The sequence below is a fragment of the Pseudomonas sp. SDO5591_S426 genome (genome assembly GCF_054070755.1).
The window spans coordinates 1-25,622 of the sequence record NZ_JBSVXD010000082.1 but is presented as its reverse complement, the minus strand read 5'-3'; the positions used below and the strand labels follow the sequence as shown (position 1 = coordinate 25,622).

The 25,622-nt window shown below is 60.7% G+C and carries 23 protein-coding genes; 10 read left to right on the top strand and 13 right to left on the bottom strand.

Going from position 1 to position 25,622, the window contains the following annotated elements:
• Positions 1 to 66: 66 nt before the first annotated feature.
• The 5 genes from lnt to miaB form a co-directional block, all read right to left on the bottom strand.
• Positions 67 to 1,590, bottom strand: a complete 1,524-nt coding sequence (gene lnt / locus ACW9JC_RS17065) for an apolipoprotein N-acyltransferase (protein ID WP_457456279.1) — start codon at positions 1,588 to 1,590, stop codon at positions 67 to 69.
• Between the two features lie 16 nt (positions 1,591 to 1,606).
• Positions 1,607 to 2,446: an HlyC/CorC family transporter gene (locus ACW9JC_RS17060; RefSeq protein WP_338583281.1), complete on the bottom strand. Its 840-nt coding sequence runs from the start codon at positions 2,444 to 2,446 to the stop codon at positions 1,607 to 1,609.
• Between the two features lie 5 nt (positions 2,447 to 2,451).
• Positions 2,452 to 2,946 carry an rRNA maturation RNase YbeY gene (ybeY, locus tag ACW9JC_RS17055; RefSeq protein ID WP_457456277.1) on the bottom strand — a complete coding sequence of 165 codons (495 nt, stop codon included), beginning with the start codon at positions 2,944 to 2,946 and terminating at the stop codon, positions 2,452 to 2,454.
• Positions 2,939 to 3,943: a PhoH family protein gene (locus tag ACW9JC_RS17050; protein WP_457456275.1), complete on the bottom strand. Its 1,005-nt coding sequence runs from the start codon at positions 3,941 to 3,943 to the stop codon at positions 2,939 to 2,941. The genes ybeY and ACW9JC_RS17050 overlap by 8 nt, the downstream gene beginning before the upstream one ends.
• A gap of 214 nt (positions 3,944 to 4,157) precedes the next feature.
• Entirely contained in the window at positions 4,158 to 5,486 is a 1,329-nt protein-coding gene (miaB, locus tag ACW9JC_RS17045; protein ID WP_416129098.1) for a tRNA (N6-isopentenyl adenosine(37)-C2)-methylthiotransferase MiaB, read from the bottom strand.
• Positions 5,487 to 5,622: 136 nt separating this feature from the next.
• Between miaB and ACW9JC_RS17040 the strand changes: the two genes are divergently transcribed.
• Positions 5,623 to 5,952, top strand: coding sequence for a DUF1820 family protein (locus tag ACW9JC_RS17040; protein ID WP_077045543.1), 330 nt, complete (start codon positions 5,623 to 5,625; stop codon positions 5,950 to 5,952).
• Between the two features lie 173 nt (positions 5,953 to 6,125).
• Here the strand turns inward: ACW9JC_RS17040 and ACW9JC_RS17035 are convergent, their stop codons facing one another.
• From ACW9JC_RS17035 to ACW9JC_RS17020, 4 genes are all read right to left on the bottom strand, one after another.
• Positions 6,126 to 6,680: a tetratricopeptide repeat protein gene (locus ACW9JC_RS17035; protein WP_338583276.1), complete on the bottom strand. Its 555-nt coding sequence runs from the start codon at positions 6,678 to 6,680 to the stop codon at positions 6,126 to 6,128.
• 225 nt (positions 6,681 to 6,905) lie between these two features.
• Positions 6,906 to 8,189 (bottom strand): glutamate-1-semialdehyde 2,1-aminomutase, encoded by a 1,284-nt coding sequence (gene hemL, locus ACW9JC_RS17030; protein ID WP_448109431.1) that lies wholly within the window; start codon positions 8,187 to 8,189, stop codon positions 6,906 to 6,908.
• 15 nt (positions 8,190 to 8,204) lie between these two features.
• A complete protein-coding gene (gene thiE / locus ACW9JC_RS17025) occupies positions 8,205 to 8,828 on the bottom strand; it encodes a thiamine phosphate synthase (RefSeq protein ID WP_457456272.1) in 624 nt (207 codons plus the stop codon).
• Between the two features lie 31 nt (positions 8,829 to 8,859).
• Positions 8,860 to 9,657, bottom strand: coding sequence for a hydroxymethylpyrimidine/phosphomethylpyrimidine kinase (locus tag ACW9JC_RS17020; protein ID WP_008052407.1), 798 nt, complete (start codon positions 9,655 to 9,657; stop codon positions 8,860 to 8,862).
• Between the two features lie 302 nt (positions 9,658 to 9,959).
• On the opposite strand from ACW9JC_RS17020, the gene ACW9JC_RS17015 reads away from it, so the two are divergent.
• The 4 genes from ACW9JC_RS17015 to ACW9JC_RS17000 all read left to right on the top strand — a co-directional run bounded on the left by ACW9JC_RS17015 (position 9,960) and on the right by ACW9JC_RS17000 (position 16,435).
• A complete protein-coding gene (locus ACW9JC_RS17015) occupies positions 9,960 to 12,344 on the top strand; it encodes a 7TM diverse intracellular signaling domain-containing protein (protein WP_457456270.1) in 2,385 nt (794 codons plus the stop codon).
• A 74-nt stretch (positions 12,345 to 12,418) separates the two neighbouring features.
• Positions 12,419 to 14,068, top strand: coding sequence for an acyl-CoA dehydrogenase family protein (locus tag ACW9JC_RS17010; protein ID WP_457456268.1), 1,650 nt, complete (start codon positions 12,419 to 12,421; stop codon positions 14,066 to 14,068).
• A gap of 157 nt (positions 14,069 to 14,225) precedes the next feature.
• The gene (gene amn / locus ACW9JC_RS17005; protein ID WP_416129092.1) at positions 14,226 to 15,725 is read left to right on the top strand and encodes an AMP nucleosidase; all 1,500 of its coding nucleotides are present in this window, start codon (positions 14,226 to 14,228) and stop codon (positions 15,723 to 15,725) included.
• 71 nt (positions 15,726 to 15,796) lie between these two features.
• Positions 15,797 to 16,435 carry a pseudouridine synthase gene (locus ACW9JC_RS17000; RefSeq protein ID WP_457456266.1) on the top strand — a complete coding sequence of 213 codons (639 nt, stop codon included), beginning with the start codon at positions 15,797 to 15,799 and terminating at the stop codon, positions 16,433 to 16,435.
• On the opposite strand, the gene ACW9JC_RS16995 is transcribed toward ACW9JC_RS17000, so the two are convergent.
• Entirely contained in the window at positions 16,430 to 16,639 is a 210-nt protein-coding gene (locus ACW9JC_RS16995; RefSeq protein WP_093229943.1) for a DUF2788 domain-containing protein, read from the bottom strand. The two genes, ACW9JC_RS17000 and ACW9JC_RS16995, sit on opposite strands and share 6 nt — an antisense overlap.
• Before the next feature lie 206 nt (positions 16,640 to 16,845).
• The gene (locus ACW9JC_RS16990) at positions 16,846 to 17,325 is read right to left on the bottom strand and encodes an Lrp/AsnC family transcriptional regulator (RefSeq protein ID WP_056855781.1); all 480 of its coding nucleotides are present in this window, start codon (positions 17,323 to 17,325) and stop codon (positions 16,846 to 16,848) included.
• 435 nt (positions 17,326 to 17,760) lie between these two features.
• Between ACW9JC_RS16990 and ACW9JC_RS16985 the strand changes: the two genes are divergently transcribed.
• Positions 17,761 to 18,810, top strand: coding sequence for a DUF6515 family protein (locus ACW9JC_RS16985; RefSeq protein WP_457456263.1), 1,050 nt, complete (start codon positions 17,761 to 17,763; stop codon positions 18,808 to 18,810).
• Here the strand turns inward: ACW9JC_RS16985 and ACW9JC_RS16980 are convergent.
• Complete coding sequence (locus ACW9JC_RS16980; RefSeq protein WP_457456261.1) at positions 18,795 to 19,700, bottom strand: cation diffusion facilitator family transporter; 906 nt, start codon at positions 19,698 to 19,700, stop codon at positions 18,795 to 18,797. The genes ACW9JC_RS16985 and ACW9JC_RS16980 overlap by 16 nt on opposite strands.
• A gap of 29 nt (positions 19,701 to 19,729) precedes the next feature.
• The gene (locus ACW9JC_RS16975) at positions 19,730 to 20,149 is read right to left on the bottom strand and encodes a polyribonucleotide nucleotidyltransferase (RefSeq protein ID WP_457456259.1); all 420 of its coding nucleotides are present in this window, start codon (positions 20,147 to 20,149) and stop codon (positions 19,730 to 19,732) included.
• 109 nt (positions 20,150 to 20,258) lie between these two features.
• On the opposite strand from ACW9JC_RS16975, the gene hrpB reads away from it, so the two are divergent.
• The 4 genes from hrpB (at position 20,259) to argE (ending at position 25,574) form a co-directional block, all read left to right on the top strand.
• Positions 20,259 to 22,775 (top strand): ATP-dependent helicase HrpB, encoded by a 2,517-nt coding sequence (hrpB, locus tag ACW9JC_RS16970; protein ID WP_457456257.1) that lies wholly within the window; start codon positions 20,259 to 20,261, stop codon positions 22,773 to 22,775.
• Positions 22,776 to 23,262: 487 nt separating this feature from the next.
• A complete protein-coding gene (locus ACW9JC_RS16965) occupies positions 23,263 to 23,622 on the top strand; it encodes a DUF6124 family protein (RefSeq protein WP_457456255.1) in 360 nt (119 codons plus the stop codon).
• 118 nt (positions 23,623 to 23,740) lie between these two features.
• Entirely contained in the window at positions 23,741 to 24,418 is a 678-nt protein-coding gene (locus ACW9JC_RS16960; protein ID WP_448109419.1) for a DUF1028 domain-containing protein, read from the top strand.
• On the top strand, positions 24,411 to 25,574 hold the full coding sequence (gene argE, locus ACW9JC_RS16955) for an acetylornithine deacetylase (RefSeq protein WP_457456253.1): 1,164 nt from the start codon (positions 24,411 to 24,413) through the stop codon (positions 25,572 to 25,574). The genes ACW9JC_RS16960 and argE overlap by 8 nt, the downstream gene beginning before the upstream one ends.
• The last annotated feature ends 48 nt before the right edge of the window (positions 25,575 to 25,622 follow it).

Below are 25,622 nucleotides of genomic sequence, written 5' to 3'. Positions count from 1 at the left end.
CGTAATCCCCTGTAGGAGCTATCGAGTGAAACGAGGCTGCGATCTTTTATGCAAACACCGCGATATTCAAACGGTTTTCGCCATCCGGCTCGCCACCAGCGCCCAGCCAAACAGCAACACGCAAACAATGATCAGCGGCCACGAGCGCCATTGCAGATACGGCGTCAGGTTGTGCATCGGCACGACTTCGCCGTACAGAATGCCGCGTTCGAATTGCGGAATCTGTTCGGTGATCTGGCCGAACGGGTTGATCAGGCCGGTCACGCCATTATTGGTGGCGCGGATCATCCAGCGACCCGCTTCCAATGCGCGCATCTGTGCCATCTGCAAATGTTGCAGCGGACCGATCGAAGTACCGAACCAGGTGTCGTTGCTGATGGTCAGCAGGAGATCGCTTTGCGCGGCCAGGCCGGCGGCGAACTCCGGATACACCACTTCGTAGCAGATGAACGGCGCGATCTGGTAACCCTTCGCCTGCAACATGGCCTGGTCGGCCGGGCCGCGGGCGAAGTCCGACATCGGCAGGTCGAAGAATGCGATCAGCCCGCGCAGCACATCCTGCAACGGCACGTATTCGCCGAACGGCACCAGTTTCTGCTTGAGGTAGGTGCCATCGCCTTCGCCGACCACGGTAATGCCGTTGAAGAAGCGTTTCTCATGACGGACGACTTCGCGAATCGGCACGCCGGTAATCAGTGCCGAGCCCCGTTCGGCGGCGAATTTGCCCATCATGTCCAGGTAACCCTGTGCGGACTCCTTGAGTACCGGGACCGCAGTTTCCGGCCAGATCAGCAGGTCGACGCGCTTGGAGCTGAGACTCATGTCGCGGTACAGCGCCAATTGGGCATTGAGCTGGGCCGGATCCCATTTCATGCTCTGTTCGATATTGCCCTGAATCGCCGCGACACTCAGCGGCGCACCCGATGGGCTGGTCCATGCGTGATGCTTGAGTGCCATGCCGGCCACCCACGGGCCGACCAGCAGCAGGGCGCCGACTGCGATGAAACCTTTACGGCCGGTACGAACCAGGCGCATGCCGTTGTAGATCAACGCTGCGGTCAGGGCCAGGGTAAAGGAAATCAGCCACATGCCACCGACGGGGGCAAGCCCGGTCAATGGGCCGTCGAGTTGGCTGTAACCGGAATAAAGCCAAGGGAAGCCGGTGAGAAACCAGCCCCGGAACGCTTCCTGGCCAACCCACAACGCGGCGAATGCCAGGGCATCGGCCAGCGGTGCTTCGTTGCGCCGTAGCCAGCGCGCCCAGATCCAGGCAGGCAGGGCGAAGAACCAGGCAATCGCCGCCGTGAAAATCAGCATCAGGAAACCGGCCAGCAACACCGATGCGCCACCGAAGTGGTGAATGCTGTAGTAGATCCAGCTGGTGCCGGCGCCAAACAGGCCGAAACCGAAGCACCAGCCGCGGCCCAGCGCCTGGCGAGGATTCAGCTCACGCAGCCCGGCATAGAACAGCCCGACCGCCAGCAAGGCCAGCGGCCAGATATCGAACGGCGCCAGGGCCAGTGTGGTGATTGCACCGGCCGCCACGGCCAGCAGGTTACCGGGCCAGCCGGGGCGGGTTGTCCAGCGCATTTCAATCCTTAAATTTTTACCGGGCGATAGGCGTCAAACGTAGCAAATGAATGCGACGGCTGTCGGCATTCAGGATGCGGAAGCGATAGGCGCCGATTTCAGTGATTTCGTTGCGTTTTGGCAAGTGCCCGAACGCGCTCATCACCAGACCGCCGACGGTGTCGAACTCGTCGTCGGAGAATTCGCTGTCGAAGAACTCGTTGAAGTTCTCGATCGGCGTCAGGGCCTTGATCAGGAAGTCACCGCTGGGCAGCGGTTTGATATAGCTGTCTTCTTCGACGTCGTGCTCGTCTTCGATGTCGCCGACGATTTGCTCCAGTACGTCTTCAATGGTCACCAGGCCCGCCACGCCGCCGTACTCGTCAATGACGATGGCCATGTGGTTGTGGTTGGCGCGGAACTCGCGCAGCAACACATTCAGGCGCTTGGATTCCGGCACGAAGGTGGCCGGACGCAGCAGATCCTTGATGTTGAAGTTGTCGCCGTTCTCCTTGAGGATCAACGGCAGCAAGTCCTTGGCCAGCAACACGCCCATCACGTCATCGTGGCTTTCGCCGATCACCGGGTAGCGGGAGTGGGCCGAGTCGACCACGGCGGGCAGGAACTCGCGAGGTGTCTGGGTCGCCTTGATGCTGATCATCTGCGAGCGTGGGACCATGATGTCCCGGACTTGCAGGTCAGCCACCTGGATGGCGCCTTCGACGATGGCCAGCGCTTCGCTGTCCAGCAGTTTGTTCTGATGTGCATCGCGCAGCAGCTCCAGCAGCTCCTGGCGGTTTTTCGGCTCGTGGGCAAAAGCCTGGGTGAGCTTACCCAGCCATGACTTTTGCCCGTTGCTCGATCGATCTTCGCTCATAGCGATTACTCTGAATCCTTTGTTGTATCGGTGGGGGATGTTTCGGTTTCGTCGTCCGCGTACGGATCGGGATAGCCCAGTTCTGCAAGCAACGTTCGTTCCAGCGCTTCCATCTCTTCGGCTTCGTCGTCATCTATATGGTCGTAACCCAGCAGATGCAAGCAGCCGTGAATCACCAGATGCGCCCAGTGGGCCTTGAGTAACTTGCCTTGTTCGGCGGCTTCGCGCTCGACCACAGCCACGCAGATCACGAGATCGCCCAGCAGTGGGATGTCGAGAAACTCGTCCGGCACATCGGCGGGGAACGACAAGACGTTAGTGGCGTAATCCTTTTGCCGCCAGGTGTGATTGAGTTCGCGGCCTTCGGCTTCGTCGACCAGGCGGATGGTCATTTCGGAGTCGGCGGTGCGCTGGCGCAGGGCCAGTTCGCACCATTGGCGGAACTCGGCTTCGCTGGGGGCGGGCGCTTCGGTCGCGATTTGCAGGTCAAGCTCAAGCATCGCGGCGGGTGTCCTTGGGTGCTTCATCAGCCACACGATTCTCGAAGCGCTCATAGGCCTCGACAATGCGCTGCACCAACGGATGACGCACAACGTCTTTGGGCGCGAAATGGGTAAAGCTGATGCCCGGCACGTCTTTCAGTACTTCGATCACGTGGTGCAACCCGGACTTGGTGCCTTTGGGCAGGTCGACCTGGGTGATGTCACCGGTGATGACCGCTGTGGAGCCAAAGCCGATCCGGGTCAGGAACATTTTCATTTGCTCGACGGTGGTGTTCTGGCTTTCGTCGAGAATGATGAAGCTGTTGTTCAGCGTACGGCCACGCATGTAGGCCAGTGGCGCCACTTCAATAACCTGGCGTTCGATCAGCTTGGCGACGTATTCGAAACCGAGCATCTCGTACAGGGCGTCGTAGAGCGGGCGCAGGTACGGGTCGATTTTCTGCGACAGGTCGCCGGGCAGGAAGCCGAGTTTTTCACCCGCTTCGACCGCCGGACGCACCAGCAGGATGCGGCGGATCTGCTCGCGTTCCAGCGCATCCACCGCGCAGGCGACGGCCAGATAAGTCTTGCCGGTACCGGCCGGGCCGATGCCGAAATTGATGTCGTTACCGAGGATTTCCTTCACATAGCGCAGCTGATTCAAGCCGCGAGGGCGAATCATGCCTTTCTTGGTGCGCAGGGCGACGGAGGCTTCGGCGGGCGAGTGGTTGTCCAGCTCTTCGACAGCGGATTCCTGCAGGAACAGGTGAACCGTGTCCGGCGACAGCTCGATACCCTTGGTTTCCCGGTACAGGCGGCGCAGGAGATTTTCCGCGGAGGTGGTGTGTTTGGGCTCGCCGATCAGTTCGAACTGGTTTCCGCGGTTGCGGATCTCGATGGTCAGGCGCTGTTCGATCAAGCGCAGATGCTCGTCGAATTGCCCGCACAGATTGGCGAAGCGGCGAGCCTCAAAAGGCTCGAGGATGAAACGATGTGGTTCGATGGGTGCGTTCAAGGTCGTATTTAGCCGCCCTGGGGCAATAGTGATGAATCAAGGATAGCGCCAGTGGGCTGGGTGCGAAAGGTCTTAATGGATCAATCCATTCTCAAGAACAATGCAGTTCACTGTGGGAGCTGGCTTGCCAGCGATGGCGATGTAACTGCCGACATCTTTGTCGGGCTTGCTGGCCCTATCGCTGGCAAGCCAGCTCCCACAGGGATCTTCGTTGTTATGGGATCAGCGAGCCCCGCAGCGAGTGCGGTTGAGCCGCATCGATGTGCACGTCGGCGAACTGCCCGATCAAGGTCGGATTGTCGCAGCGGAAGTTGACGATACGGTTATTCTCGGTCCGGCCTTGCAGCTCGCCGGGGTCCTTTTTCGAATAATCAGTTACCAAAATCCGCTGGATCGAGCCGACCATTTGTCGGCTGATCTCGAAACCTTGCTGGTTCAGGCGATGTTGCAGGGCATTCAGGCGTTCTTTTTTCAGCGCTTCCGGCGTTTCGTCGGCCAGATCGGCGGCTGGTGTGCCCGGACGCTGGCTGTAGACGAACGAATAGGAGAAGTCGAAGCCCACATCCTCGATCAGCTTCATGGTCTGTTCGAAGTCTTTCTCGGTCTCGCCGGGGAAACCGACGATGAAATCCGAACTGATGCAGATGCCCGGAACGGCGGCCCGCAACTTGCGCAATTTGGATTTGTATTCCAGCGCCGTGTGGTTGCGCTTCATCGCGGCGAGGATGCGGTCCGAGCCCGATTGCACCGGCAAGTGCAAGTGCTTCACGAGTTCCGGCACGTCGGCATGGGCCTGGATCAGGCTGTCGGAGAATTCCAGCGGGTGCGAAGTGGTGTAGCGGATGCGGTCGATGCCGTCGACCGCGGCGACCACGCGGATCAGCTCGGCCAGATCGGCCAGGCGACCATCGTGGGTCGTGCCGCGATAACCGTTGACGTTCTGCCCCAGCAGCGTCACTTCGCGCACGCCGTTTTCGGCCAGGTGAATGATCTCGGCAATCACGTCATCGAACGGGCGGCTGACTTCTTCGCCACGGGTGTAGGGCACCACGCAGAACGTGCAGTACTTGCTGCAACCTTCCATCACCGACACATAGGCGCTCGGCCCGTCGATGCGTGGCTCGGGCAGGTGATCGAATTTTTCGATTTCCGGGAACGAGACGTCGACCTGCGGCAACTTGGTGATGCGTGCGGCGTCGATCATTTCCGGGAGGCGATGCAAAGTCTGCGGGCCGAACACGACGTCGACGTACGGCGCGCGGTCGCGGATGGCCGCGCCTTCCTGGCTGGCCACGCAACCGCCGACGGCGATCACCATGTCCGGATTGGCCAGTTTCAGTTCGCGCCAGCGGCCGAGCTGCGAGTAGACACGGTCCTGGGCACGTTCGCGGATCGAGCAGGTGTTGAGCAGAATCACGTCCGCGTCTTCAGCGCGTGCGGTGACTTCCAGGGCCTGGTGTTCGCCCAGCAGATCGACCATGCGCGAGCTGTCGTACTCGTTCATCTGGCAACCGTGGGTTTCGATGTAAAGCTTCTTGGCCATGGAATAGAGTCATCACGTGATTCAAAGAACCGCGCATTATAGGGAACATGTACCCAGGTTCCTACCGCTGCGCGTCCGATGGCTATGCTATAGTTCGCGCCCTCATTTTTATCCCCCGATGTGTTGCTCGCCCACCATGACCAAACGTGAAGCTCCAATCTACAAGGTGATTTTCCTCAACCAGGGCCAGGTGTTCGAAATGTACGCCAAGCAGATCTATCAAAGTGATCTGTGGGGCTTTCTGGAAGTGGAAGAGTTCGTCTTTGGCGAGCGCACGCAAGTGGTCGTCGACCCGAGCGAAGAGAAGCTCAAGGCTCAGTTCGAAGGCGTTGTGCGCAGTTTCGTGCCGATGCATTCGATTGTACGCATCGATGAAGTCGAGCGCCTGGGCACGCCGAAAATCAGCGAAGCCCGCGGCGCGGTCGGCAATGTGATGCCGTTTCCGGTGCCGATGCCTGAGAAGTAATGAGCTTAGGCTAGAGAAGCTTGTTGTGGCGAGGGAGCTTGCTCCCGTTCGCCTGCGAAGCGGGCGCAAGACCGAAACAGGCGGTGTGTCAGGCAGAGTGTGATTGCAGGGTTTAGGGCCGCTTCGCACCCCAGCGGGAGCAAGCTCCCTCGCCACAGGGGGCCGCGTTCTATTTATGGCAGCGGTGAGAAAGGCGTACGCCCATCGGCGCTCTGCAATTCCATCAGATACTTGCGAAAGATCTGCCCGAGCACCTGAGTGGCGACTTCCAGTTCCTGGCGAGGCATTTTCTCGGTGACTTCGTCGGCGGTATCCAGTGCATCTTCAGCGCCGTTGACCGCCGCCATCTTCAGCAGAATGTAAGCCTGAACGTTGTTGGCCGGAACGCCTTCGCCGTGGAAGAACATGGTGCCGAGTTTGAATTGCGCCTGGGCGTGGCCTTGCAGTGAGGCCTTTTCGAAGTAGCTCAGGGCTTGATTGAGGTCGCGCGGCGCATTTTTGCCTTCGTAGTAGAACTCACCCAACTCGTATTGCGCTTGGGCATCCCCTTCATCCGACGCTTTCTGGCAGGCGGCGAGCGCTTGTGCCAGGTCTTGCGGCTGGGTATTGAGGGTGCAGCGACCCATCGCTGGGATTAACAACGAGTTACCGCCTGCTTGTGCGAGCGCGAGCAGGGGCTGAAGGAGCAACAGGCAGCCCAGTGAAAGGGCGCGGCCGGTGCGGTTCATGGGAATCGACTTACCTCTGAAGGGCGCGCGGACCCATCGAGGGGATCCAATAAGCGCGCATTATGAAATAAGCAGGGCCAACCTTACAAAGTCTTTACTCGTTTTTCTGCTGCGCGGGAAATATATCGCTCACTTTGCGGGCAATTGTTGGCAGATGAGTCGGAAAAATCGCGGGAGTGTAGGTAAAAGCTGACGCTGGCAATGGCCAACGTCAGCGGTACAGCGTTATTTCAATGCAGCGAATGCGCGCTCGGCGGCATCCAGGGTCAGTTTCAGCTCGGCTTCGCCATGGGCGATCGAGGTGAAGCCGGCTTCGAACGCGCTCGGTGCCAGGTACACACCGCCTTCCAGCATCAGGTGGAAGAAGCGGCCGAACAGGGCGGCGTCGCTGGCCATGACGTCTTCGAACGTCACGATGTCATCGGCACCGCTGAAGTACAGACCGAACATACCGCCAGCCTGAGTCGTCACGAACGGAATGCCCGCCGCATCGGCACGCACTTGCAAGCCATCGAGCAGGCGCGTGGTGTAGTCGGTCAGTTCGGCGTGGAAACCCGGACGGCTGATCAGGCGCAGAGTGGTCAGGCCAGCCGCCATCGCCAGCGGGTTACCCGACAGCGTACCGGCCTGGTAGACCGGGCCCAGCGGTGCGATGCGCTGCATGATTTCGCGTTTGCCGCCGAAGCAGCCGACCGGCATGCCGCCGCCGATGATCTTGCCGAAAGTGGTCAGGTCCGGCGTCACGCCGTAATGAGCCTGGGCGCCGCCGAGGGCGACACGGAAACCGGTCATTACTTCGTCGAAAATCAGCACCACGCCGTGCTTGTCGCACAGGGTACGCAGGCCTTCGAGGAAACCTGGGGCCGGCGGTACGCAGTTCATGTTGCCGGCGACCGGCTCGACGATGATGCAGGCCACGTCCTGGCCGACTTCGGCGAGCATCGCTTCAACGGCATCGATGTCGTTGAACGGCAAAGTCAAAGTGTGTTTGGCAAACGCCGCTGGCACACCGGCCGAGCTCGGCACGCCTTGGGTCAGGGCGCCGGAACCGGCCTTGACCAGCAGGCTGTCGGAGTGACCGTGGTAGCAGCCTTCGAATTTGATGATGCTGTCGCGACCGGTGAAACCACGGGCCAGGCGGATCGCGCTCATGGTCGCTTCGGTGCCGGAGCTGACCATGCGCACCATTTCCATCGATGGCACGAGCGAGCAGACCAGATCAGCCATCTGGGTTTCCATCTCGGTCGGCGCGCCGTAGGACAGGCCGTGTTCCAGTTGCTTGCGCACTGCGTCCAGAACGTCCGGATGGCTGTGGCCGAGGATCATCGGACCCCAGGAACCAACGTAATCCACATAACGCTTGTCGTCTTCGTCAGTGACGTAGGCGCCTTCGGCGTGTTTGAAGAACAGCGGCGTGCCGCCCACGCTCTTGAACGCGCGGACCGGGGAGTTCACACCACCGGGGATGTGTTTCTGGGCATTGGCAAACAGGGTTTCGGAACGAGACATGATCGGGCTCTCAAATCAGGCTTTAAATAATTCATTAAAGGCGCGGGCGCGGCGAGTCACTTCCGCCGTGCTCTCTGCGCCAAACAGGCCGTGCACCACGGCCAGCAGATCGACCCCATGGGCCACCAGCGGGGCGGCGTTCTCCAGGGTGATGCCGCCAATCGCGCAAATCGGCAGATGCAATTGCTGGCGGGCCTGGTCGAGCAGTTCGAGACTGCAGGTCGGCGCGCCGGGCTTGGTGTTGGAATGGAAGAAGCGGCCGAAGGCGACGTAACTGGCGCCTTCTTTTGTGGCTTGTTCAGCCAGTTCGATTTGCGCGTGACAGGTCGAACCGATGATCGCTTTGGAACCGAGCAGGGCGCGGGTCGGCGACAGCGGGCCATCGGTCTGACCCAGGTGCACGCCGACGTTCAGGCGTGCCGCCAGTTCGGCGTCGTCATTGATGATCAACTGGGTCTTGTAGCGTTCACACAAATCGCGCAGGGCTTCGGCCTCGCGCAGACGACGGGCCTCGTCGCTGCTCTTGTCGCGGTATTGCAGCAGGGTGACGCCGCCTTCCAGCGCCGCCTCCACGTACGAAAGAAATCTACCGGCCAGTAGCTGGCTGTCGGTAATGGCGTACAGGCCACGTAGTTTCATCAGGCAAGCCTCACCGCATCACTCATTGAAGTTACGAACAGAAGTCCAGTGGCAGGCGGCGCGGCACGAACTGACCTTTGCCCAACTGCTCGGCATCACGCAGGGTGCGCCACGTGTAGTTAAGTGCAGTCTGTACGGCACTGGCGAGGTTTTCGCCCTGGGCCAGACGACCGGCCAGCGCGCTGGCCAGGGTGCAGCCGGAACCGTGATAGCTGCCCGGCAGACGCTGGCAGGTGTAGGTTTCGCGCAGGCCATCGCGGCTGTACAGGCGATTGTGGATTTCGGTTTCGTCGCCATGCCCGCCGGTGATCAGCAGGTGTTTGACGAACGGCAAGAGTTTTTCAGCGCACTCGTCCGCGGTGCCTTCAGGCAGTTCGGCGAGGATCCGGGCTTCGGGAAGGTTAGGGGTCGCAATGATCGACAGGGGCAGCAGGCGTTCGCGCATGGCGTAGCCGACTTCGTCCTTGCCCAATCGTCCGCCACCGCCGGCGCGCAGCACCGGGTCGCAGACCACTGGCAAGTGCGGGTGCGCCGAGAGCAGTTCGACTACAGTGTCGACCATTTCCAGGGAACCGAGCATGCCCAGTTTGACGGCAGCGACTTCGGAGTCGTTGAGCACGGCATTGGCCTGGGCCAACACCCACTCACGGTCGAGGACGCGAAAGTCAGTGACATTGACGGTGTCTTGCACGGTCAGGGCGGTGACGGCCGGAGCCGCATGGCAACCCTGAGCGAGCAGGGCTTCGATATCTGCCTGCAAGCCGGCGCCACCACTTGGGTCGTGGCCGGAGAGACAGAGGACAACGGGGCGAGAGCTGTAGATATTCATGGTGCGCGAGCTTACCACCAAACATCTTTTTTCGGGGGCCGACCCATAAACTCGGAACAGGAAAACAGCGGCGTTTTCGCGGTGTTTTCGCGATCTGACCGACTCAACAGCTCTATCTCAAATATCTTCGCTGGAACGCCCGTTCTAGAGCCTTTGTAAGAAAAATTTCTATAGTGCTCAATGGCCATCAACGGCTATGCTAGAGTGGATCCAAACCAATAACAGGTAACACCGGTTTTACGTCTACTCAAAAGGAATGGGGGGCTTCCTGACAGGACCGGACAGGCCACGCTGGGGCATAAATGCGCTATTTGCTGATGTTGCTATTGTGTTTGCCCTTGTTGGCGAGCGCCGTCGAATTCGATGAGTTCACTCAAAGCCTCCCCCTGGGCCGATCCCTGCAAGTGTTCGAAGACGCCGGTGGCCATGCGACCATCGCGGATGTGCGTGCGCAAGCAGCAACCGGTAACTTCAAAGCCCACGATAAAGCCACCCTCAATGCCGGATACTCGCGTTCAGTGTTCTGGCTGAAGATCGACCTGCAATACCGCCCGACCAACCCGGCGGCGCAACGGACCTGGCTGCTGGAACTGGCCTATCCGCCCCTCGATCACCTCGACCTGTACTTGCCTGATTCGGCCGGCAACTATCAATCGGTTCGCCAGACCGGCGATGCCTTGCCGTTCGCCACTCGCGAGATCCGCCAGAACAACTATCTGTTCAGCCTCGACTTCACCCCCGGCCAAGCGCAAACCGTGTACCTGCGCCTGCAAAGCCAGGGCTCGATCCAGGCGCCGGTGACGTTGTGGTCGAGCACCGCGTACCTCGAAGAACAGCCCATTCGGCTGTATGTACTGGGCCTGATCTACGGTGTGTTGCTGGGGATGCTGGTCTACAACCTGTTCATCTACCTCAGCGTGCGCGACACCAGTTACCTCTATTACATCTTCTACATCGCCTCGTTCGGTCTGTATCAGTTGTCGGTGAACGGCGCGGCCGTGCAGTACTTCTGGCCGAACAATCCCTGGTGGGCCAATGCCGCCACGCCGTTTTTCATTGGCTGTGCCGGGCTGTTCGGCAGCCAGTTCGCCCGCAGCTTCTTGCAGACGGCCACCCACAGTCGCTGGCTTGACCGCTTGTTGCTGGCGTTGGTGGCGTTCAGTGCGCTGGTGGTCGGCCTGTCGTTGATGACCAGTTATGCCTTGGCATTGCGTCTGGCAACGGCCCTGGCGCTGACCTTCACCGTGGTGATTTTTGCCGCGGGGATATTCGCCTGGCTGCGTGGGCTGCGGGTTGCGCGTTATTTCATCATTGCCTGGTCGGCGTTCCTGCTTGGCGGCATCGTCAATACCCTGATGGTGCTGGGTTATCTGCCGAACGTGTTCCTGACCATGTACTCCAGCCAGATCGGCTCGGCCATCGAAGTGGCGCTGCTGTCCCTGGCGCTGGCCGACCGCATCAACGCCATGCGCGAGCAGCAGGCGCAAACCCTGCTCGACGCCGGGCAAAAACTCGAAGTCCTCAACCAGCAACTGGCGCGCAGTAACCAGCTCAAGGACGAATTCCTCGCGACCCTGACCCATGAATTGCGCACGCCGATGAACGGCGTGATTGGTTCGCTGGAGCTGATGCAAACCGTTGAAATGGACCCGGAGCTTGAGCAGTACCAGCAAACGGCTGCCGGCTCGGCACGGGACATGATGCGCATGGTCAACGGCATTCTGACCCTGACGGAATTGCAGGCTGGCAAGCTCAAGGCCACCCCATCGACCTTCAGTCTGCGCGGCGTGGTTGAGGCGTTGCGCGTGCAATTCGACGGCAATGCGTCGAGCAAGTCGCTGGACTTCAAGGTCGACGTGGCGCCGGGCGTGCCGGATCGCTTGCACGGCGACAGCGCCAAGTTGGCGCAGTGTCTGGAATGCCTGTTGGATAACGCCATCAAGTTCACCCGGGTCGGTGGCTTGGCGCTGCGGGTGACCGGCAAAACGGTCAATCCCGATCGCCTGGCGTTGTCCTTTGCGGTGATCGACACCGGGATCGGCTTTACCGATCTGGGCGAGGCGACGATGTATCAGCGGTTCTTCCAGCTCGACAGTTCTATGACCCGCGAATACGGCGGACTGGGCGTCGGCCTGGCGATTTGCCGGCAGCTGGTGGAATTGCTTGGTGGCCGCCTGACGCACCGCTCCGAGCCCGGGCGTGGCAGTCGCTTCCAGCTCGACGTCGAGTTCGAAGTCCCGGCCGTCGAGGTTCCGTCAGCGCCTTTCATGACCCGAGACTTTCCGCGCCTGCGACTGCCGCAGGATTGCACCGTGCTGCTGGTGGATGACAACAACATCAATCAATTGGTGATGCGCGGCATGTTGCTCAAGCTCGGGTTCCGGGTGCGTACCGCTGACACCGGGAGCTCCGCGCTGGGTTTCCTGCAGCATGAAACCTTTGACGCGGTATTGCTCGATTGCGATCTGCAGCCGCTGGACGGCGTGTCGGTTTGCTGCCAGATCCGCGCCTTGCCGGGCTGCGCCGAATTGCCGGTGTTCGTGATCGCCCTGGGCGTGGATCGGGAGCGTTGCCCGACCGGCGCGCTGATCGATCATCTGAGTAAACCAGTGAAATTCGAAGACTTGCAGGCGGCACTCTATCGCCGAGTGCTCTGTCCAAAGCAGGGCGAAAGCGCCGACATTTAGGCGTGTATGACACTTTGATCGGTCATGGGGCGGTGCTTAACTGAACTCCCTTGGCTGACCAAAGGAGCCCTGTCATGAACCTGCATCAGTTCGCCGAAACCCACGAAGTCACCAACCAGCCGCCGTCACTGGACGGCGCCAACCTGTATCGCATTGACTTGCCTTTGCAGGAGTGGTCGCGGCGCTTCGGGGCGGGGTGGGCCGAATCGCGGATCGACGCGTACGGCGCACTGGCCGGCGGGCCGTTGATGGAAGCGGGTTTTTTGGCCAACCAGAATAAACCGGTGTTCAGCAGCCATGACCGCTCCGGTCATCGTATTGATCTGGTGGAGTTTCATCCGGCCTATCACGAACTGATGCGCACGGCAGTCGAACACGGTTTGACCTCACTGCCGTGGGCTCATCCGCAGGACGGCGCCCACGTCGCCCGCGCCTCCATGACTTACCTGCACAGCCAGGCCGAAGCCGGCAGCGGCTGCCCGCTGACCATGACCTTCGCCAGTGTCCCGGCGATGCGCTTGCAACCGGACCTGGCGGAAAAATGGCTGCCGAAGATCCTCGCCACCGAATACGACCCGCGCAATGTCGGCATGGCCCACAAGGCCGGGGTTACCATTGGCATGGCCATGACCGAGAAGCAGGGCGGCACCGATGTGCGCGCCAACACCACCAAGGCGTATCCGGTGGGCGCCAGCGGTCCGGGTCAGGCTTATGAACTGGTCGGGCACAAGTGGTTCTGTTCGGCGCCGATGTGCGATGCCTTCCTGACCCTGGCGCAGACGGACAAGGGTCTGACTTGTTTCCTGCTGCCGCGCCATCGTCCGGACGACACGCGCAATCAGTTCTACATCCAGCGTTTGAAGAACAAACTCGGGAACTGCTCCAACGCCTCCAGCGAAGTGGAGTTCCGTGGCGCGCTGGCGTGGATGGTCGGCGAGGAGGGGCGTGGCGTTCCGACCATCATCGAAATGGTCGCCATGACTCGCTTCGATTGCATGGTCGGTTCCAGTTCCCTGATGCGTCAGGCGCTGACCCAGGCCAGCCATCACTGCGCTCACCGCTCGGTCGGCGGCAAGTTGCTCAGTGAACAGCCGTTGATGCAGAACGTGCTGGCGGATCTGGCGCTGGAAAGCGAAGCGGCGCTGGCGTTGAGCTTACGCATGGGCCGGGCGCTGGATCATCTGGACGATTCGCAGGAAGCGAAATTCGCCCGGCTGGTGACGGCGGTGGGCAAATACTGGATCTGCAAACGCGCGCCGGCCATGATCAACGAAGCCGCCGAATGCATGGGCGGCGCGGGTTATGTCGAGGACAGCATCCTGCCGCGTCTGTACCGCGAAGCCCCGGTCAACTCGACGTGGGAAGGTTCCGGTAACGTGCAATGCCTCGACGTGCTGCGGGCCTTGTCGAAAGAACCGGGTGTGCTGGATGCGTTGTTCAGCGAGTTGGGTGATGGCCATGGTGACAAGCGTCTGGCTGCGCATATCCATCAATTGCAGGTGGCGTTCAAGGACACCAGCGACATTCAGTATCGCGCGCGGCAATTGACTGAAGACATTGCGCTTGGGTTGCAGGCCAAGCTGTTGCTGGAGGCGGGGAATTCGGTGGTCAGTGATGCGTTTATCGCCAGCCGTCTGAATGGCGGTGGTCGGGTTTACGGTGCGTTGCCGCGTGGGTTGGATGTGGAAGCCATCGTCGCCCGTTCGACCCCGCAAGCACTGTAAAGAACCTGTAGGAGTGAGCCCGCTCGCGATGACGGCTTAACATTCAACATTTGTGTTGGCTGATCCACCGCCATCGCGAGCAGGCTCGCTCCTACAGTTGATCTCTGTACACATAGACAACATGCCACTGTTCCCGTGAAGCAACGATGCAGGCAAGATGAAGGTCTGCAAGTCAGAACACAGGATGCTGATCGTGACCGAAGCTTTTATTGTCGTTCAAACCGCCGAGCAAGCCGTGGATCGGCTTGCGCTCTTGCACAATCGTGCAACCACCGCGCTGAATCAGGCGCTCAAGCGTTATCTCAAGGATCGCGTCGAGCCGGATGCCGAGCAGCGGGCATTGTTCCGTTATCCCGAATTGCGCCTGACCTACCATTGCCAGGGCGAAGTCCCGCAGACCACCCGCGCCTACGCCAAGGTGCAGTTGCCGGGCACCTACAGCGTCACCGTCACCCATCCGTCGGCGTTCCGTAAATACTTGCTGGAACAGCTGGTTCCTTTGATGCACGACTTCACCGTGACCGTCGAAGTCGGTGTCAGCGTGCAGAACATTCCTTATCCATACGTGGTCGAGCAGGGCGATGAGCTGGCCGGCTCCGGCGTCACCGCTGCCGTGCTGGCGCGGGTGTTTCCGAGTACTGACCTGTCGGCCGCCACCGACGGCATCGCTGACGGTTTGTACGATTGGGAAAACACCGATCCGCTGCCGCTGGCCTTGTTTGACGCGGCGCGGGTGGATTTCTCCCTGCGCCGACTGGTGCATTACACCGGCAGCGACTGGCGTCATGTGCAGCCGTGGATCCTGCTGACCAACTATCACCGTTACGTCGACCAGTTCATCGTCCATGGTCTGGAGCAGTTGCGCAGCGATCCGCGTTTCGTGCGCATGGTGTTGCCGGGCAACGTGATCATCGAAAAGAGCATGGACCACGGTGAAGCGTCGGCCATCGCCGCTGGCGTGGTTTGGCACCGTTACCAGATGCCGGCTTATCACCTGATCGCCACCGACGGCCATGGCGTGACGCTGGTGAACATCGGCGTTGGCCCGTCCAACGCCAAGAACATCACTGACCACCTGGCCGTGCTGCGCCCGCATTGCTGGCTGATGATCGGCCACTGCGGCGGCTTGCGTCAGTCGCAGACGATTGGCGATTACGTGTTGGCCCACGCTTACATGCGTCGCGACGGGATTCTTGACCGCGTGGTGCCGCCAAATATTCCGATCCCGGCGCTGGCCGAAGTGCAGATGGCCTTGCAGCAAGCAGCGGCGAACATCACCGGCGAGAAGGGCGACGAACTGAAAAAACGCCTGCGCACCGGCACCGTACTGACCTACGACGACCGTAACTGGGAATTGCGCTGGGCTCAGGAACGACCGTTGATCAACCTGTCACGCGCCGTGGCGGTAGACATGGAAAGCGGCACCATCGCCGCTCAGGGTTATCGCTTGCGGGTGCCGTATGGCACGTTGCTCTGCGTCTCGGACAAGCCGCTGCACAGCGAGATCAAGTTGCCGGGTTCGGCCAACGCGTTCTATGAGCGTGCGGTCAGCCAGCACTTGAAGATCGGTATCGAAGCGGTGGATCTGCTGCGCACCGAGCTCAACTCGCTGCACTCGCGCAAACTGCGCAGCTTCGACGAGCCACCGTTCCGTTAACGGTTGTCATGGTCATTTGGCGGTTGGGGCACTAGCATTAGCAGCCCTGACCGCTAGATGTTCTCTTCGCCATGTCCCGTCCTCCACGTCCCGTTTCCCGCCGCCCTAGCGCGAAACCGTCTCCTACAGCAGCCCCGCGTCGTGTCGCCAAGGCGCCGCCAGCGGAGCCGAAGCTGATCCTGTTCAACAAACCGTTCGATGTGCTGACGCAATTCAGCGACGGCGAAGGGCGCGCGACGCTCAAGGATTACATCGAGATTCCGGGGATCTATCCGGCAGGGCGATTGGACCGCGACAGCGAGGGTTTGCTGCTGTTGACCAACGACGGTCAGCTTCAGGCACGCATCGCCGACCCGAAGCACAAACTGGCCAAGACTTATTGGGTGCAGGTGGAAGGCGAGCCGAGCGCCGAGCAGCTTCAGCGTTTGCGTGATGGCGTGGAATTGAACGACGGCATGACCCTGCCCGCCGAAGCGCGGCAACTGGATGAGCCTGAACTGTGGCTGCGCAACCCGCCGGTACGCTTTCGCAAAAGCGTGCCGACCAGTTGGCTGGAGTTGATCATTCGCGAAGGGCGCAACCGTCAGGTACGGCGCATGACCGCTGCGGTCGGCCTGCCAACGTTGCGGCTGGTGCGGGTCAGGATCGGCGACTGGACCATCGAAGGGCTCGATCAGGGCCAGTGGAAAGAAGTGCCGGCGCGCTTATAAAGAGCCGGATTCGATCAGGCCGATCACCACGCTCTTGATCACGAACGCCGCCACGCCAAGGCCCAGCACGAAAAACAGAATGAACGAGCCAAAACGCCCGGCCTTGGACTTCTTCGCCAGATCCCAGACGATGAAACCCATGAAAATGATCAGGATGCTGACCAGTCCGGTCATCATCCACTCTTCGAAAACTGCAGGATCCATCGAACTTCTCCAGCGCAGGCGAGGCTAAAAGGGCGCGGCGATTATACGCCCGGCAGGCTGCGTGCAGTATTGACCTGCGGCGGTGTGTCGCAGCTATTCGTCGCCTGTGCCGGCCCCATCGCGGGCAAGCCTTGCTCCTACAGGTTTACGTTGGTCACGAATCCGCATCAGATCTGTAGGAGCAAAGCTTGCTCGCGATGGCGTCTTCAGCTGCGCAGATGAGTCAACGGCAACTCAGTGCTGTTCAACACCTGATTCAGCACAAAACTCGACCGCACACTGGTCACGCCTTCAATCCGGGTCAAATGCCCCAGCAGCAGTTTCTGGTAATGGTCCATGTCCGGCACCACGACCTTGAGCTGATAGTCGGCATCCATCCCGGTCACCAGGCTGCATTCCAGCACCTGCGGCAAAGTGCGGATGGCCTGTTCGAAATTCTCGAAACGCTCCGGCGTATGCCGGTCCATGCCGATCAGCACATACGCCGTCAGGCTCAGGCCGAGCATCTTGCGGTCGAGCAGGGCGACCTGACGGGAGATGTAGCCGTCGTCTTCCAGTTGCTTGACCCGACGTGAGCAGGGCGAAGGTGACAGGCCGATGCGTTCGGCCAGCTCCTGATTGGAGATGCGCGCATCGCGCTGCAATTCAGCCAAAATACTCAGGTCGTAACGGTCGAGTTTGCTCATCAAACGGTCCCTTGTCATATCTATTGCGGCAGATTATCTATCCAGGGTTAAAAATTGCGCAAGTGATGTTTATTTCAGCAATCTTCGCAATCCTCTGCCTGCGCGCCGAGCCTATTCTTATCACCAGAATCACTGCTCGGACAAACAGTCCAGTGCGGCTCGCCCAATCAGGCCAGTCGCGGCCGCCACCCCCACCGGGGATGCGCAGGCCCCCGAGCTACACACTGTCCAGAAGACGGCGTGAGGTGAGCCGATGCCACAAGCATCGAGCACGGACGAAGTTCTCAAGGGGAGGCCGACGGGTCTCCCCTTTTTCTTGCCTGTAATTTACTGCCGCCCCTCAATAAATAAGTTTCGCGACTGATAACCTGTGGCAGAACCGGCCTGTGCATTTCCAGTCTTACGTACAGGCCCTAACCCGCAGTGAGGAAAAGCATGAAGTCGCGCATCTGGCGTTTGGCCGGTGTTGGTTTGCTGTGTGTCAGTGTCACTGCGCAATCGCTGGCCGATGAGCCGCAGAACCGTGGTCCCGATGGTGGGCAGCACGGGGACGGTGGTCATCAGGGCAACAATAATCAGGGGCATGGCGGTAACAATCAGCCGCGTCCGCAGAACAACGACGTCATTCGTGGCGACAACAGCCGCCAGTTCGAGCACAACGGCCAGAACCAAAATCAGAACAACGGCCAATCGCAGAATCGTCCACCGCCAGACTACAACAGTCGCGTGCGCTCGCCCCCTCCGCCCCCGCAACTGCCGGCCAACGACTTGCCGATCCAACCTCGACCGGACGCTGTGCAGCAAACTCAGGAGCCGCGGCGTGGTTACTATCAAGACCAACCGCGACGCAATGACCCCAATCAGCACTGGAATGGCTACATCGGCGCACCGTCGTCCAATGGCAACAACCAGTGGCAAGGTCGTCCGAGCGGCCACGGCAATGGCTGGGGGCCTGGCCCGCAGTACCGGCCGGGGCATGTGATCGACCGCTTCCCGGGCCGTGAGTACCGCGTGCCTTACCGAGGCATGGATTATTTCTATTCCGGCGGTTACTGGTATCGCCCGCTGGGCCCACGTTATGTGGTGGTCGAACCACCACGCGGGATTCGGGTTCGCTACTTGCCGGATTACGCCGAGCAAGTCTTGATCGGCGGGTCGGTGTTGTTCCTGGCGGCGGGCTCGTATTACGCCTATCAGGAAAACACTCAGGATTACGTCGTGGTCGAGCCGCCGGTAAGCAACCTGCAACCGCAACAGCCGGCGCAATCCGCTAGCGGCGGTTATGACGTAGAAGCGTATCCGGCCAACGGCCAGTCTCAGGAACAGGTCAATCAGGACGGTTACGAGTGCTATCAATACGCGGTGCAGCAGAGTGGTTTCGACCCGCGAACCGCGACCTATCAACCGGACCCTTCGGTGGTGCAGAACTATCGCCAGGCCCAGGGCAACTGCCTGAGCAGTCGCGGTTATCAGGTCAGCTTCTGAGCCCTGGCGGCTTTCACCACTTCCTGCGGGTCGGCGTGCACCAGCACTTCGGCTCGCGGATAGGCGGCGTGAATGGCATCGGCGGCTTGATCGCTGATGCCATGGGCGACTGACAGGGTCAGCTCCCCCGGCAATTCCAGATGCAATTGCACAAACCACTGGTTGCCGGAAATCCGCGTGCGCAAGTCATGCGCACCCAACACCCCCGGCACACTGCACGCCAGTTCCAGCATGTGCTGGCTGACATCCGGCGGCAGTTCTTCATCCATCAACACCGCAAAACTTTCCCGGGCGATCGTCACCGCGCTCCAGAGGATGTACGCGGCAATTCCCAAACCAAACCAGGCATCGACCTGATGCCAGCCAAAACCCGCCAACACCAACGCGACCAGAATGCTGCCGTTGAGCAACATGTCCGAGCGGTAGTGCAGCGAATCGGCGCGCACAGCGTTGGAGCCGGTGGCCTTGACCACCCGATGCTGCAACATCAGCAGCGCCAAGGTCAGGGCTAGCGAGAAGACAATCACGCCAATACTGATCCACGGTGCGCCCACCGGTTCCGGATGCTTGAGCCGTTCGAACGCCTGCAACGCAATCAGCACCGCACTGCCGCCAATGAACAACGCCTGCGCCATGCCGGCCAGCGACTCGGCCTTGCCATGCCCGTAGCGATGATCGTCGTCGGCCGGGCGCAAGGCGTAGTGCACAGCGAGCAAGTTGAGCAACGAAGTGACGCCGTCGAGTGTCGAGTCGGTCAACCCGGCGAGCATGCTCACCGAACCGCTCAACCACCAGGCGATGGCTTTTGCGATGATCAGCGTGCAGGCCACCGCCACCGAGGCACGGGTCGCCAGCCGCAGCAGCCGGGCGTGTTCGGAGCTGGAGATCATGAGTGCGGCTATTCCTTCAAGTGCACCGTTTACGCGGCGGGTTGCAGGCCAAGCAGGGCCAGTTGCTGAGTGCTGCCTTTGTGCTGGATCAAACGTGGATCGTCCAGCGGCAGGCTGCGGCCGGTTTCACGTTCCAGAATAGTCTGCAACTTGAGGTTATCGACCTTGCCGTCGGCACCGATGGCTTCCTGCAGTTTTTCCGGGGCGACCTGGGCTGTCTCGCCCGGTGCGAAATAAATCGCACCCGTGGCGAAGTCCACGGCAAACGCAATCAGGCCGGGAACGATGTAGAACAGCAGGCCCACGGCATCGAGCACGGCAATCGCCGGGTCGATCTTGCCGTCGATCTGGCCACGACGGTCCGGATAGAAAATCGAGCCGCACGCGGTCACTTGAGTCAGCAAGGTTGCAACCAGAACACCGCCAATCAGGCGAAAGGGAATACGCATATGAAATCTCCTGGATCATCTGGAAACGAAACGTCGTCGGTATGAATTAAGACCCTGACGAACGCCCGGCAGTTCGCCGTTATACTCGGCCCTCTGTTTTGGAGCCAGCATGATTTCTTTGCCGATCGATGAAGTTTTACCCGCCCTGCGTGAAGCCCTCGCTACGCGCCACGAAGCCGTGCTCGAAGCGCCGCCCGGTGCCGGTAAAACCACCCGCGTGCCGTTGGCCTTGCTCAATGAACCGTGGCTGGCCGGGCAGACCATTCTGATGCTCGAACCGCGGCGCTTGGCGGCGCGGGCGGCGGCGGAGCGGTTGGCCAGTGAGTTGGGCGAGAAGGTTGGCGAAACCGTGGGTTATCGCATTCGGCTCGACAGCAAGGTTGGCCCCAACACCCGTATCGAAGTGGTCACCGAAGGCATTCTCACCCGGCGCTTGCAGGATGACCCGGCGCTGGAAGGCGTGGGTTTGCTGATCTTCGATGAGTTCCATGAGCGCAGTCTTGACGCTGATCTGGCGCTGGCCCTGAGCCTCAATGGCCGGGAGCTGTTTCGTGACGATCAGCCGCTGAAAATCCTGCTGATGTCGGCCACTCTAGAAGGCGAACGCTTGGCTGGGCTGCTGGACGATGCGCCGATTTTGCGCAGCGAAGGCCGCATGTACCCGGTGGCGACGCGCTGGGGTCGGCCGTTTCAGTCCGGTGAATTCATCGAGCCACGCTTGGTGCAAACCATCCTTGAAGCCCTGAACGACGAAACCGGCAGCGTGCTGGTGTTCCTGCCGGGGCAGGCAGAAATCCGTCGTGTGCATCAACAACTGGCCGATGCGTTGGGCGACAACTCGCAGGTTTTGCTCTGCCCGTTGCACGGTGAACTGGACCTCGCTGCGCAGCGTGCGGCGATCGATCCGGCGCCAGCGGGCAAACGTAAAGTGGTGCTGGCCACCAACATTGCCGAGACCAGTTTGACCATCGACGGCGTACGCGTGGTGATCGATGCCGGGCTGGCGCGGGTGCCGCGTTTCGACCCCGGCAGCGGCATGACCCGCCTCGACACGCAGCGTATTTCCAAAGCCAGCGCCACGCAGCGAGCGGGCCGGGCCGGGCGACTGGAACCGGGCGTGTGTTATCGCTTGTGGTCGCAGGATCAGCATGAACAATTGGCGGCGTACGGCAGTGCGGAAATTCTCTCGGCGGATCTCGCTGGGCTGGCCTTGCAACTCGGACGTTGGGGCGTAACGCCCGGGCAGTTGGTGTGGCTCGACGTGCCGCCCGCCGCCGCGTATGCACAGGCGCAGGATTTGCTCGAACGCTTGGGCGCGCTGGAAGGCGAGGCGTTGACCCGCCACGGTCTGGCCATGGCCGAATTGCCGGCGCATCCACGCATCGGCCATTTGTTGTTGCGCGGCCAGGCGCTGGGGTTGGCGGACATGGCTTGCGATGTCGCGGCGTTGCTCGGCGAACGCGATATTTTGCGCGGCGCTGGCGCGGATCTGCACAGTCGGCTGGTGTTGTTGTCTGGCGAAGAACGGGCCGCGCGCAGCGCGCAGGGCGGAGTGCAGCGAGCCCGGCAACTGGCGCGGCAGTATCGCGGTTATTTGCGTGGCAAGGCGTCGGAACCGGTCAGCGATCCTGATCATCCGCGCTGGCTCGGCGCGTTGCTGGCGCTGGCCTATCCCGACCGAGTCGCCCAACAGCGTCGTGCCGGTGGCGCCGAGTATCGCTTGGCCAACGGTCGCGCCGCGTTGTTCGCCGAAGCGGACAGTTTGATGAAGCAGTCGTGGCTGGTGATCGCCGATCTCGGCAGTCGTCAGGGGCAGCGCGAAGAACGGATTTATCTGGCGGCGGATTTCGATCCAGCGCTGTTCGATTCGGTGCTGGCCGAACAGGTGCGCTGCGTCGATCAACTGGATTGGGATGAGCGCGAAGGCGTGCTGCGCGCCGAGCGTCAGCGCAAGGTCGGCGAGCTGATCCTCAGCCGCGAACCACTGACCGGCCTCGACGAAAGCGCTCGCAGTCAGGCGTTGGTAAACCTGGTGCGGCGCAAAGGTCTGGAGCTGTTGCCGTGGACGCCGGAGCTGCGTCAGTGGCAGGCGCGGGTGGCGTTGCTGCGTCAGCTGGATATGGCCGGCAAGGGCGAAAGCGAATGGCCGGACGTCAGCGACGCTGCGCTGCTCAAAAGCCTTGAACACTGGTTGATGCCGTATCTGGGCAAGGTCTCGCGGCTCAGCCACTTCGCCAATCTCGACCTGTCGAGCATCGTCCACAACCTGCTGCCGTGGCCACTGCCGCAACGGCTCGACGAGTTGGCGCCGCATCATTTGAGCGTGCCGTCGGGCTCTTCGATTCGTCTGGATTACAGCGAGCAGCCACCGATCCTCGCGGTGCGTTTGCAGGAATTGTTCGGCCTCGCCGAAACCCCGCGCATCGCCGGTGGCCGGCAAGTGGTCAAGTTGCACTTACTGTCCCCGGCGCGGCGCCCGGTGCAAGTGACTCAGGATTTGGCGAACTTCTGGCGTAGTACTTACGCTGAAGTGAAGAAGGATTTGAAGGGGCGGTATCCGAAACACTATTGGCCGGATGACCCGTTGGTGGCCGAAGCCACGGCACGCATCAAACCGCGCAAATAAACCGCGTCCCCTGTAGGAGCGAGCCTGCTCCGGGCGGCGTTCCGACGATGGTCGTAAACGATAACGCGTAAAACCAGATACGCGGCGGCGTCTTTGAGCCTTTCGCGAGCAGGCTCGCTCCTACAGTTTTTACCGGTGGAAGGCCCGTGTTTAAAGGCGTTTAAGGATACTTCCTGCAAGCTACAAGACCTTGCGCCGTTGCCTACAGGTACGCCAGAATCCGCCGGCTTGTGCGCTTTGGAGGCCATCGGTAACTTGGTTCGCGTCACTGATTCCCAGTGATCGGGTTTAGTCGCCCGGCTATCCATCCAACGGTTGCATAAGTGTCATCCAGTCAGGCATTCGCCTGCACTTGATGGTGGCTGTGCGCATGGCGCCCTCGGGCGCGCCGGGTTTGGGTGGCTTACCGGTCGACTAACTTGCGCACAGCCGCCTCCCTTTCGTTTAGTCGCGAGATGGTCACGGCCTCACTAGAGGTTAACTGCCCATGTTCAAACCTACGCCGAACCCGCCGGAAACCGATCCGGCATCCCCATACGAACCCGATTCCAAAAAGCTCAACGAGGCCGCCGAACGCGCCCTCGACTTTCACTTCCCCTCAACCGCCGATATAAAAGCCACGCCGCGCACCGCCAGCACCCTATTTACCGTCGACCCGGAGGTCACGACCGAAACCCTCGTGGTGTATCTGGTCGAGACGCTGGCCTCGGTCGACGTCATGGTCCATCAATTGGTCGATCACCTGGACGGCGAATCCCGCAATGCCCTGCTCGGTATTTCCAACAGCGTGATGCTGGCGGAGATCACGGCCAATCGCGTGCTGGATCAGATTGATCCACCTGAGTAGCACGTCAGGCCCAGCCCAGTTTTTTCCTTCCCCAAAGCCACAAAAAACCTGCTTTCTCCCTTTCCAGTGCATGCACAGAATGCAGTTGCGCGTGCATTGGAATTTTAAGGAGTGAGTCATGACGTTCTCGATTATCGGACGCTGCCCTGAAACCGGGCAGCTCGGTATTGCCATCAGTTCTTCAAGCATTGCGGTCGGTGCGCGTTGCCCTTGGGCGCGGGCGGGGGTGGGTGCGGTTTCTACGCAGAACATTACGCTGCCGGCGTTAGGGCCGCAGATTCTGGACCTGCTTGAGCATCAGCACCTGGAGCCTGACGCGGCGTTGGATAAAGCGCTCACTTCCAACGGCTGGAGCCAGTACCGACAGGTCACGGTGATCGATGCGTCAGGCCGGATTGCGCTGTTCAGCGGCAAAGAGTCGTTGGGCGTGCATAACGCGGTGAAGGGCGAGCAGTGCGTCGCGGCGGGTAATTTGCTCAGCGATGTGCGGGTCATCGAAGCGATGGTCGCGGCGTTCGAAGCCGAACCGGGTCAGTTGGCGGACCGCTTGTTGGCGGCCATGCACGCGGCGATGGCGGCCGGTGGCGAAGCGGGGCCGGTGCATTCCGCCGCGCTGAAAGTGGTGGGTGATCACACGTGGCCGATCATCGACTTGCGGGTCGACTGGGCCGAGGAAGATCCCATCGGGCAGCTGGATAGTCTTTGGCAAGCCTATCGACCGCAAATGCAGGACTACCTGACGCGCGCGCTCAACCCGACGACGGCGCCGAGTTACGGAGTGCCGGGGGATGAGTGAGTCGTCCAGTCGCAAGCTGCTGGAACGCCTGATTGGCTTCGCGACTGTCAGCCGCGATTCCAACCTCGAACTCATTCGCTTCATCGAGGCGTATCTGGCCGGGCATGGCGTTCAGAGTGAGCTGTTCTTCAACGAAGAAGGGACCAAGGCGAACTTGTTTGCGACCATCGGCCCGCTCAAATCTGGTGGCGTGGTGCTCTCTGGGCACACCGATGTGGTGCCGGTAGATGGGCAGGCGTGGACGGTCGAGCCGTTCCAGATGACGGAAAAGGATGGACGCCTGTACGGCCGTGGCACTGCGGACATGAAAGGCTTCATCGCCTCGGTACTCGCGGCGGTGCCGACTTTCGTGCAACGTCCGCTTTTGACCCCGGTGCACCTGGCCTTTTCCTACGATGAAGAAATCGGCTGCCTGGGTGTCAGGCCGATGTTGGCCGAGCTGGAGAAGCGGCCATTCAAGCCTCGGCTGTGCCTGATCGGCGAACCGACAGAACTCAAGCCTGTGCTCGGCCACAAAGGCAAACTCGCGATGCGCTGCGAAGTGCGCGGTGCGGCGTGCCATTCGGCGTATGCGCCTTATGGGGTGAACGCGATTGAGTATGCGGCACAGCTGATTGGCCGGCTCGGCGTGATCGGTGAGCAGTTGGCGCATCCTGATCACCACGACTCGCGTTTTGATCCGCCGTTTTCAACGGTGCAAACGGGTGTGATCAAGGGTGGCCGGGCGTTGAATATTGTTCCGGCCGAATGTGAGTTCGATTTCGAGGTCAGGGCGCTGCCGGACTTCGATGCACAGGACGTGGCGGATCAGTTGCAGGTCTTTGCTCAGGAAAACCTGTTGCCCAAGATGCGTGCGGTGCAGGCGGACACTGATATTCGTCTGCGGCCGCTGAGCGCTTATCCTGGATTGGCGACACCGCCGGAGAGTGAAGCGGCGCGGCTGCTGGCGCTGTTGAGCAATTCTTCAGAGTTTGGAACGGTGGCGTTTGGCACCGAGGGCGGGTTGTTTGATCAGGCTGGCATTCCCACGGTGGTGTGTGGGCCGGGCAGCATGGATCAGGGGCACAAGCCTGACGAGTTTGTTTCGTTGGAGCAGTTGAGTGGTTGTGATGCGATGTTGGTTCGGTTGGCTGACTATCTTTGCCTCTCTGATTAAAAGATCGCAGCCTTCGGCAGCTCCTACATTGGAATGCGTTCCCCTGTA

Coding starts and splice junctions, on each gene's coding strand:
- lnt (WP_457456279.1), bottom strand. CDS start 1,590: ATGCGCTGGACAACCCGCCCCGGCTGGCCCGGTAACCTGCTGGCCGTG.
- argE (WP_457456253.1), top strand. CDS start 24,411: ATGAGTGAGTCGTCCAGTCGCAAGCTGCTGGAACGCCTGATTGGCTTC.
- thiE (WP_457456272.1), bottom strand. CDS start 8,828: ATGAAACTACGTGGCCTGTACGCCATTACCGACAGCCAGCTACTGGCC.
- ACW9JC_RS16960 (WP_448109419.1), top strand. CDS start 23,741: ATGACGTTCTCGATTATCGGACGCTGCCCTGAAACCGGGCAGCTCGGT.
- ACW9JC_RS17060 (WP_338583281.1), bottom strand. CDS start 2,446: ATGAGCGAAGATCGATCGAGCAACGGGCAAAAGTCATGGCTGGGTAAG.
- ACW9JC_RS17015 (WP_457456270.1), top strand. CDS start 9,960: ATGCGCTATTTGCTGATGTTGCTATTGTGTTTGCCCTTGTTGGCGAGC.
- hrpB (WP_457456257.1), top strand. CDS start 20,259: ATGATTTCTTTGCCGATCGATGAAGTTTTACCCGCCCTGCGTGAAGCC.
- ACW9JC_RS16975 (WP_457456259.1), bottom strand. CDS start 20,149: ATGCGTATTCCCTTTCGCCTGATTGGCGGTGTTCTGGTTGCAACCTTG.
- ACW9JC_RS17020 (WP_008052407.1), bottom strand. CDS start 9,657: ATGAATATCTACAGCTCTCGCCCCGTTGTCCTCTGTCTCTCCGGCCAC.
- ACW9JC_RS16990 (WP_056855781.1), bottom strand. CDS start 17,325: ATGAGCAAACTCGACCGTTACGACCTGAGTATTTTGGCTGAATTGCAG.
- amn (WP_416129092.1), top strand. CDS start 14,226: ATGAAGGTCTGCAAGTCAGAACACAGGATGCTGATCGTGACCGAAGCT.
- ACW9JC_RS16985 (WP_457456263.1), top strand. CDS start 17,761: ATGAAGTCGCGCATCTGGCGTTTGGCCGGTGTTGGTTTGCTGTGTGTC.
- ybeY (WP_457456277.1), bottom strand. CDS start 2,946: ATGCTTGAGCTTGACCTGCAAATCGCGACCGAAGCGCCCGCCCCCAGC.
- ACW9JC_RS17035 (WP_338583276.1), bottom strand. CDS start 6,680: ATGAACCGCACCGGCCGCGCCCTTTCACTGGGCTGCCTGTTGCTCCTT.
- ACW9JC_RS17040 (WP_077045543.1), top strand. CDS start 5,623: ATGACCAAACGTGAAGCTCCAATCTACAAGGTGATTTTCCTCAACCAG.
- ACW9JC_RS16995 (WP_093229943.1), bottom strand. CDS start 16,639: ATGGATCCTGCAGTTTTCGAAGAGTGGATGATGACCGGACTGGTCAGC.
- ACW9JC_RS17000 (WP_457456266.1), top strand. CDS start 15,797: ATGTCCCGTCCTCCACGTCCCGTTTCCCGCCGCCCTAGCGCGAAACCG.
- ACW9JC_RS16980 (WP_457456261.1), bottom strand. CDS start 19,700: ATGATCTCCAGCTCCGAACACGCCCGGCTGCTGCGGCTGGCGACCCGT.
- ACW9JC_RS16965 (WP_457456255.1), top strand. CDS start 23,263: ATGTTCAAACCTACGCCGAACCCGCCGGAAACCGATCCGGCATCCCCA.
- miaB (WP_416129098.1), bottom strand. CDS start 5,486: ATGGCCAAGAAGCTTTACATCGAAACCCACGGTTGCCAGATGAACGAG.
- hemL (WP_448109431.1), bottom strand. CDS start 8,189: ATGTCTCGTTCCGAAACCCTGTTTGCCAATGCCCAGAAACACATCCCC.
- ACW9JC_RS17010 (WP_457456268.1), top strand. CDS start 12,419: ATGAACCTGCATCAGTTCGCCGAAACCCACGAAGTCACCAACCAGCCG.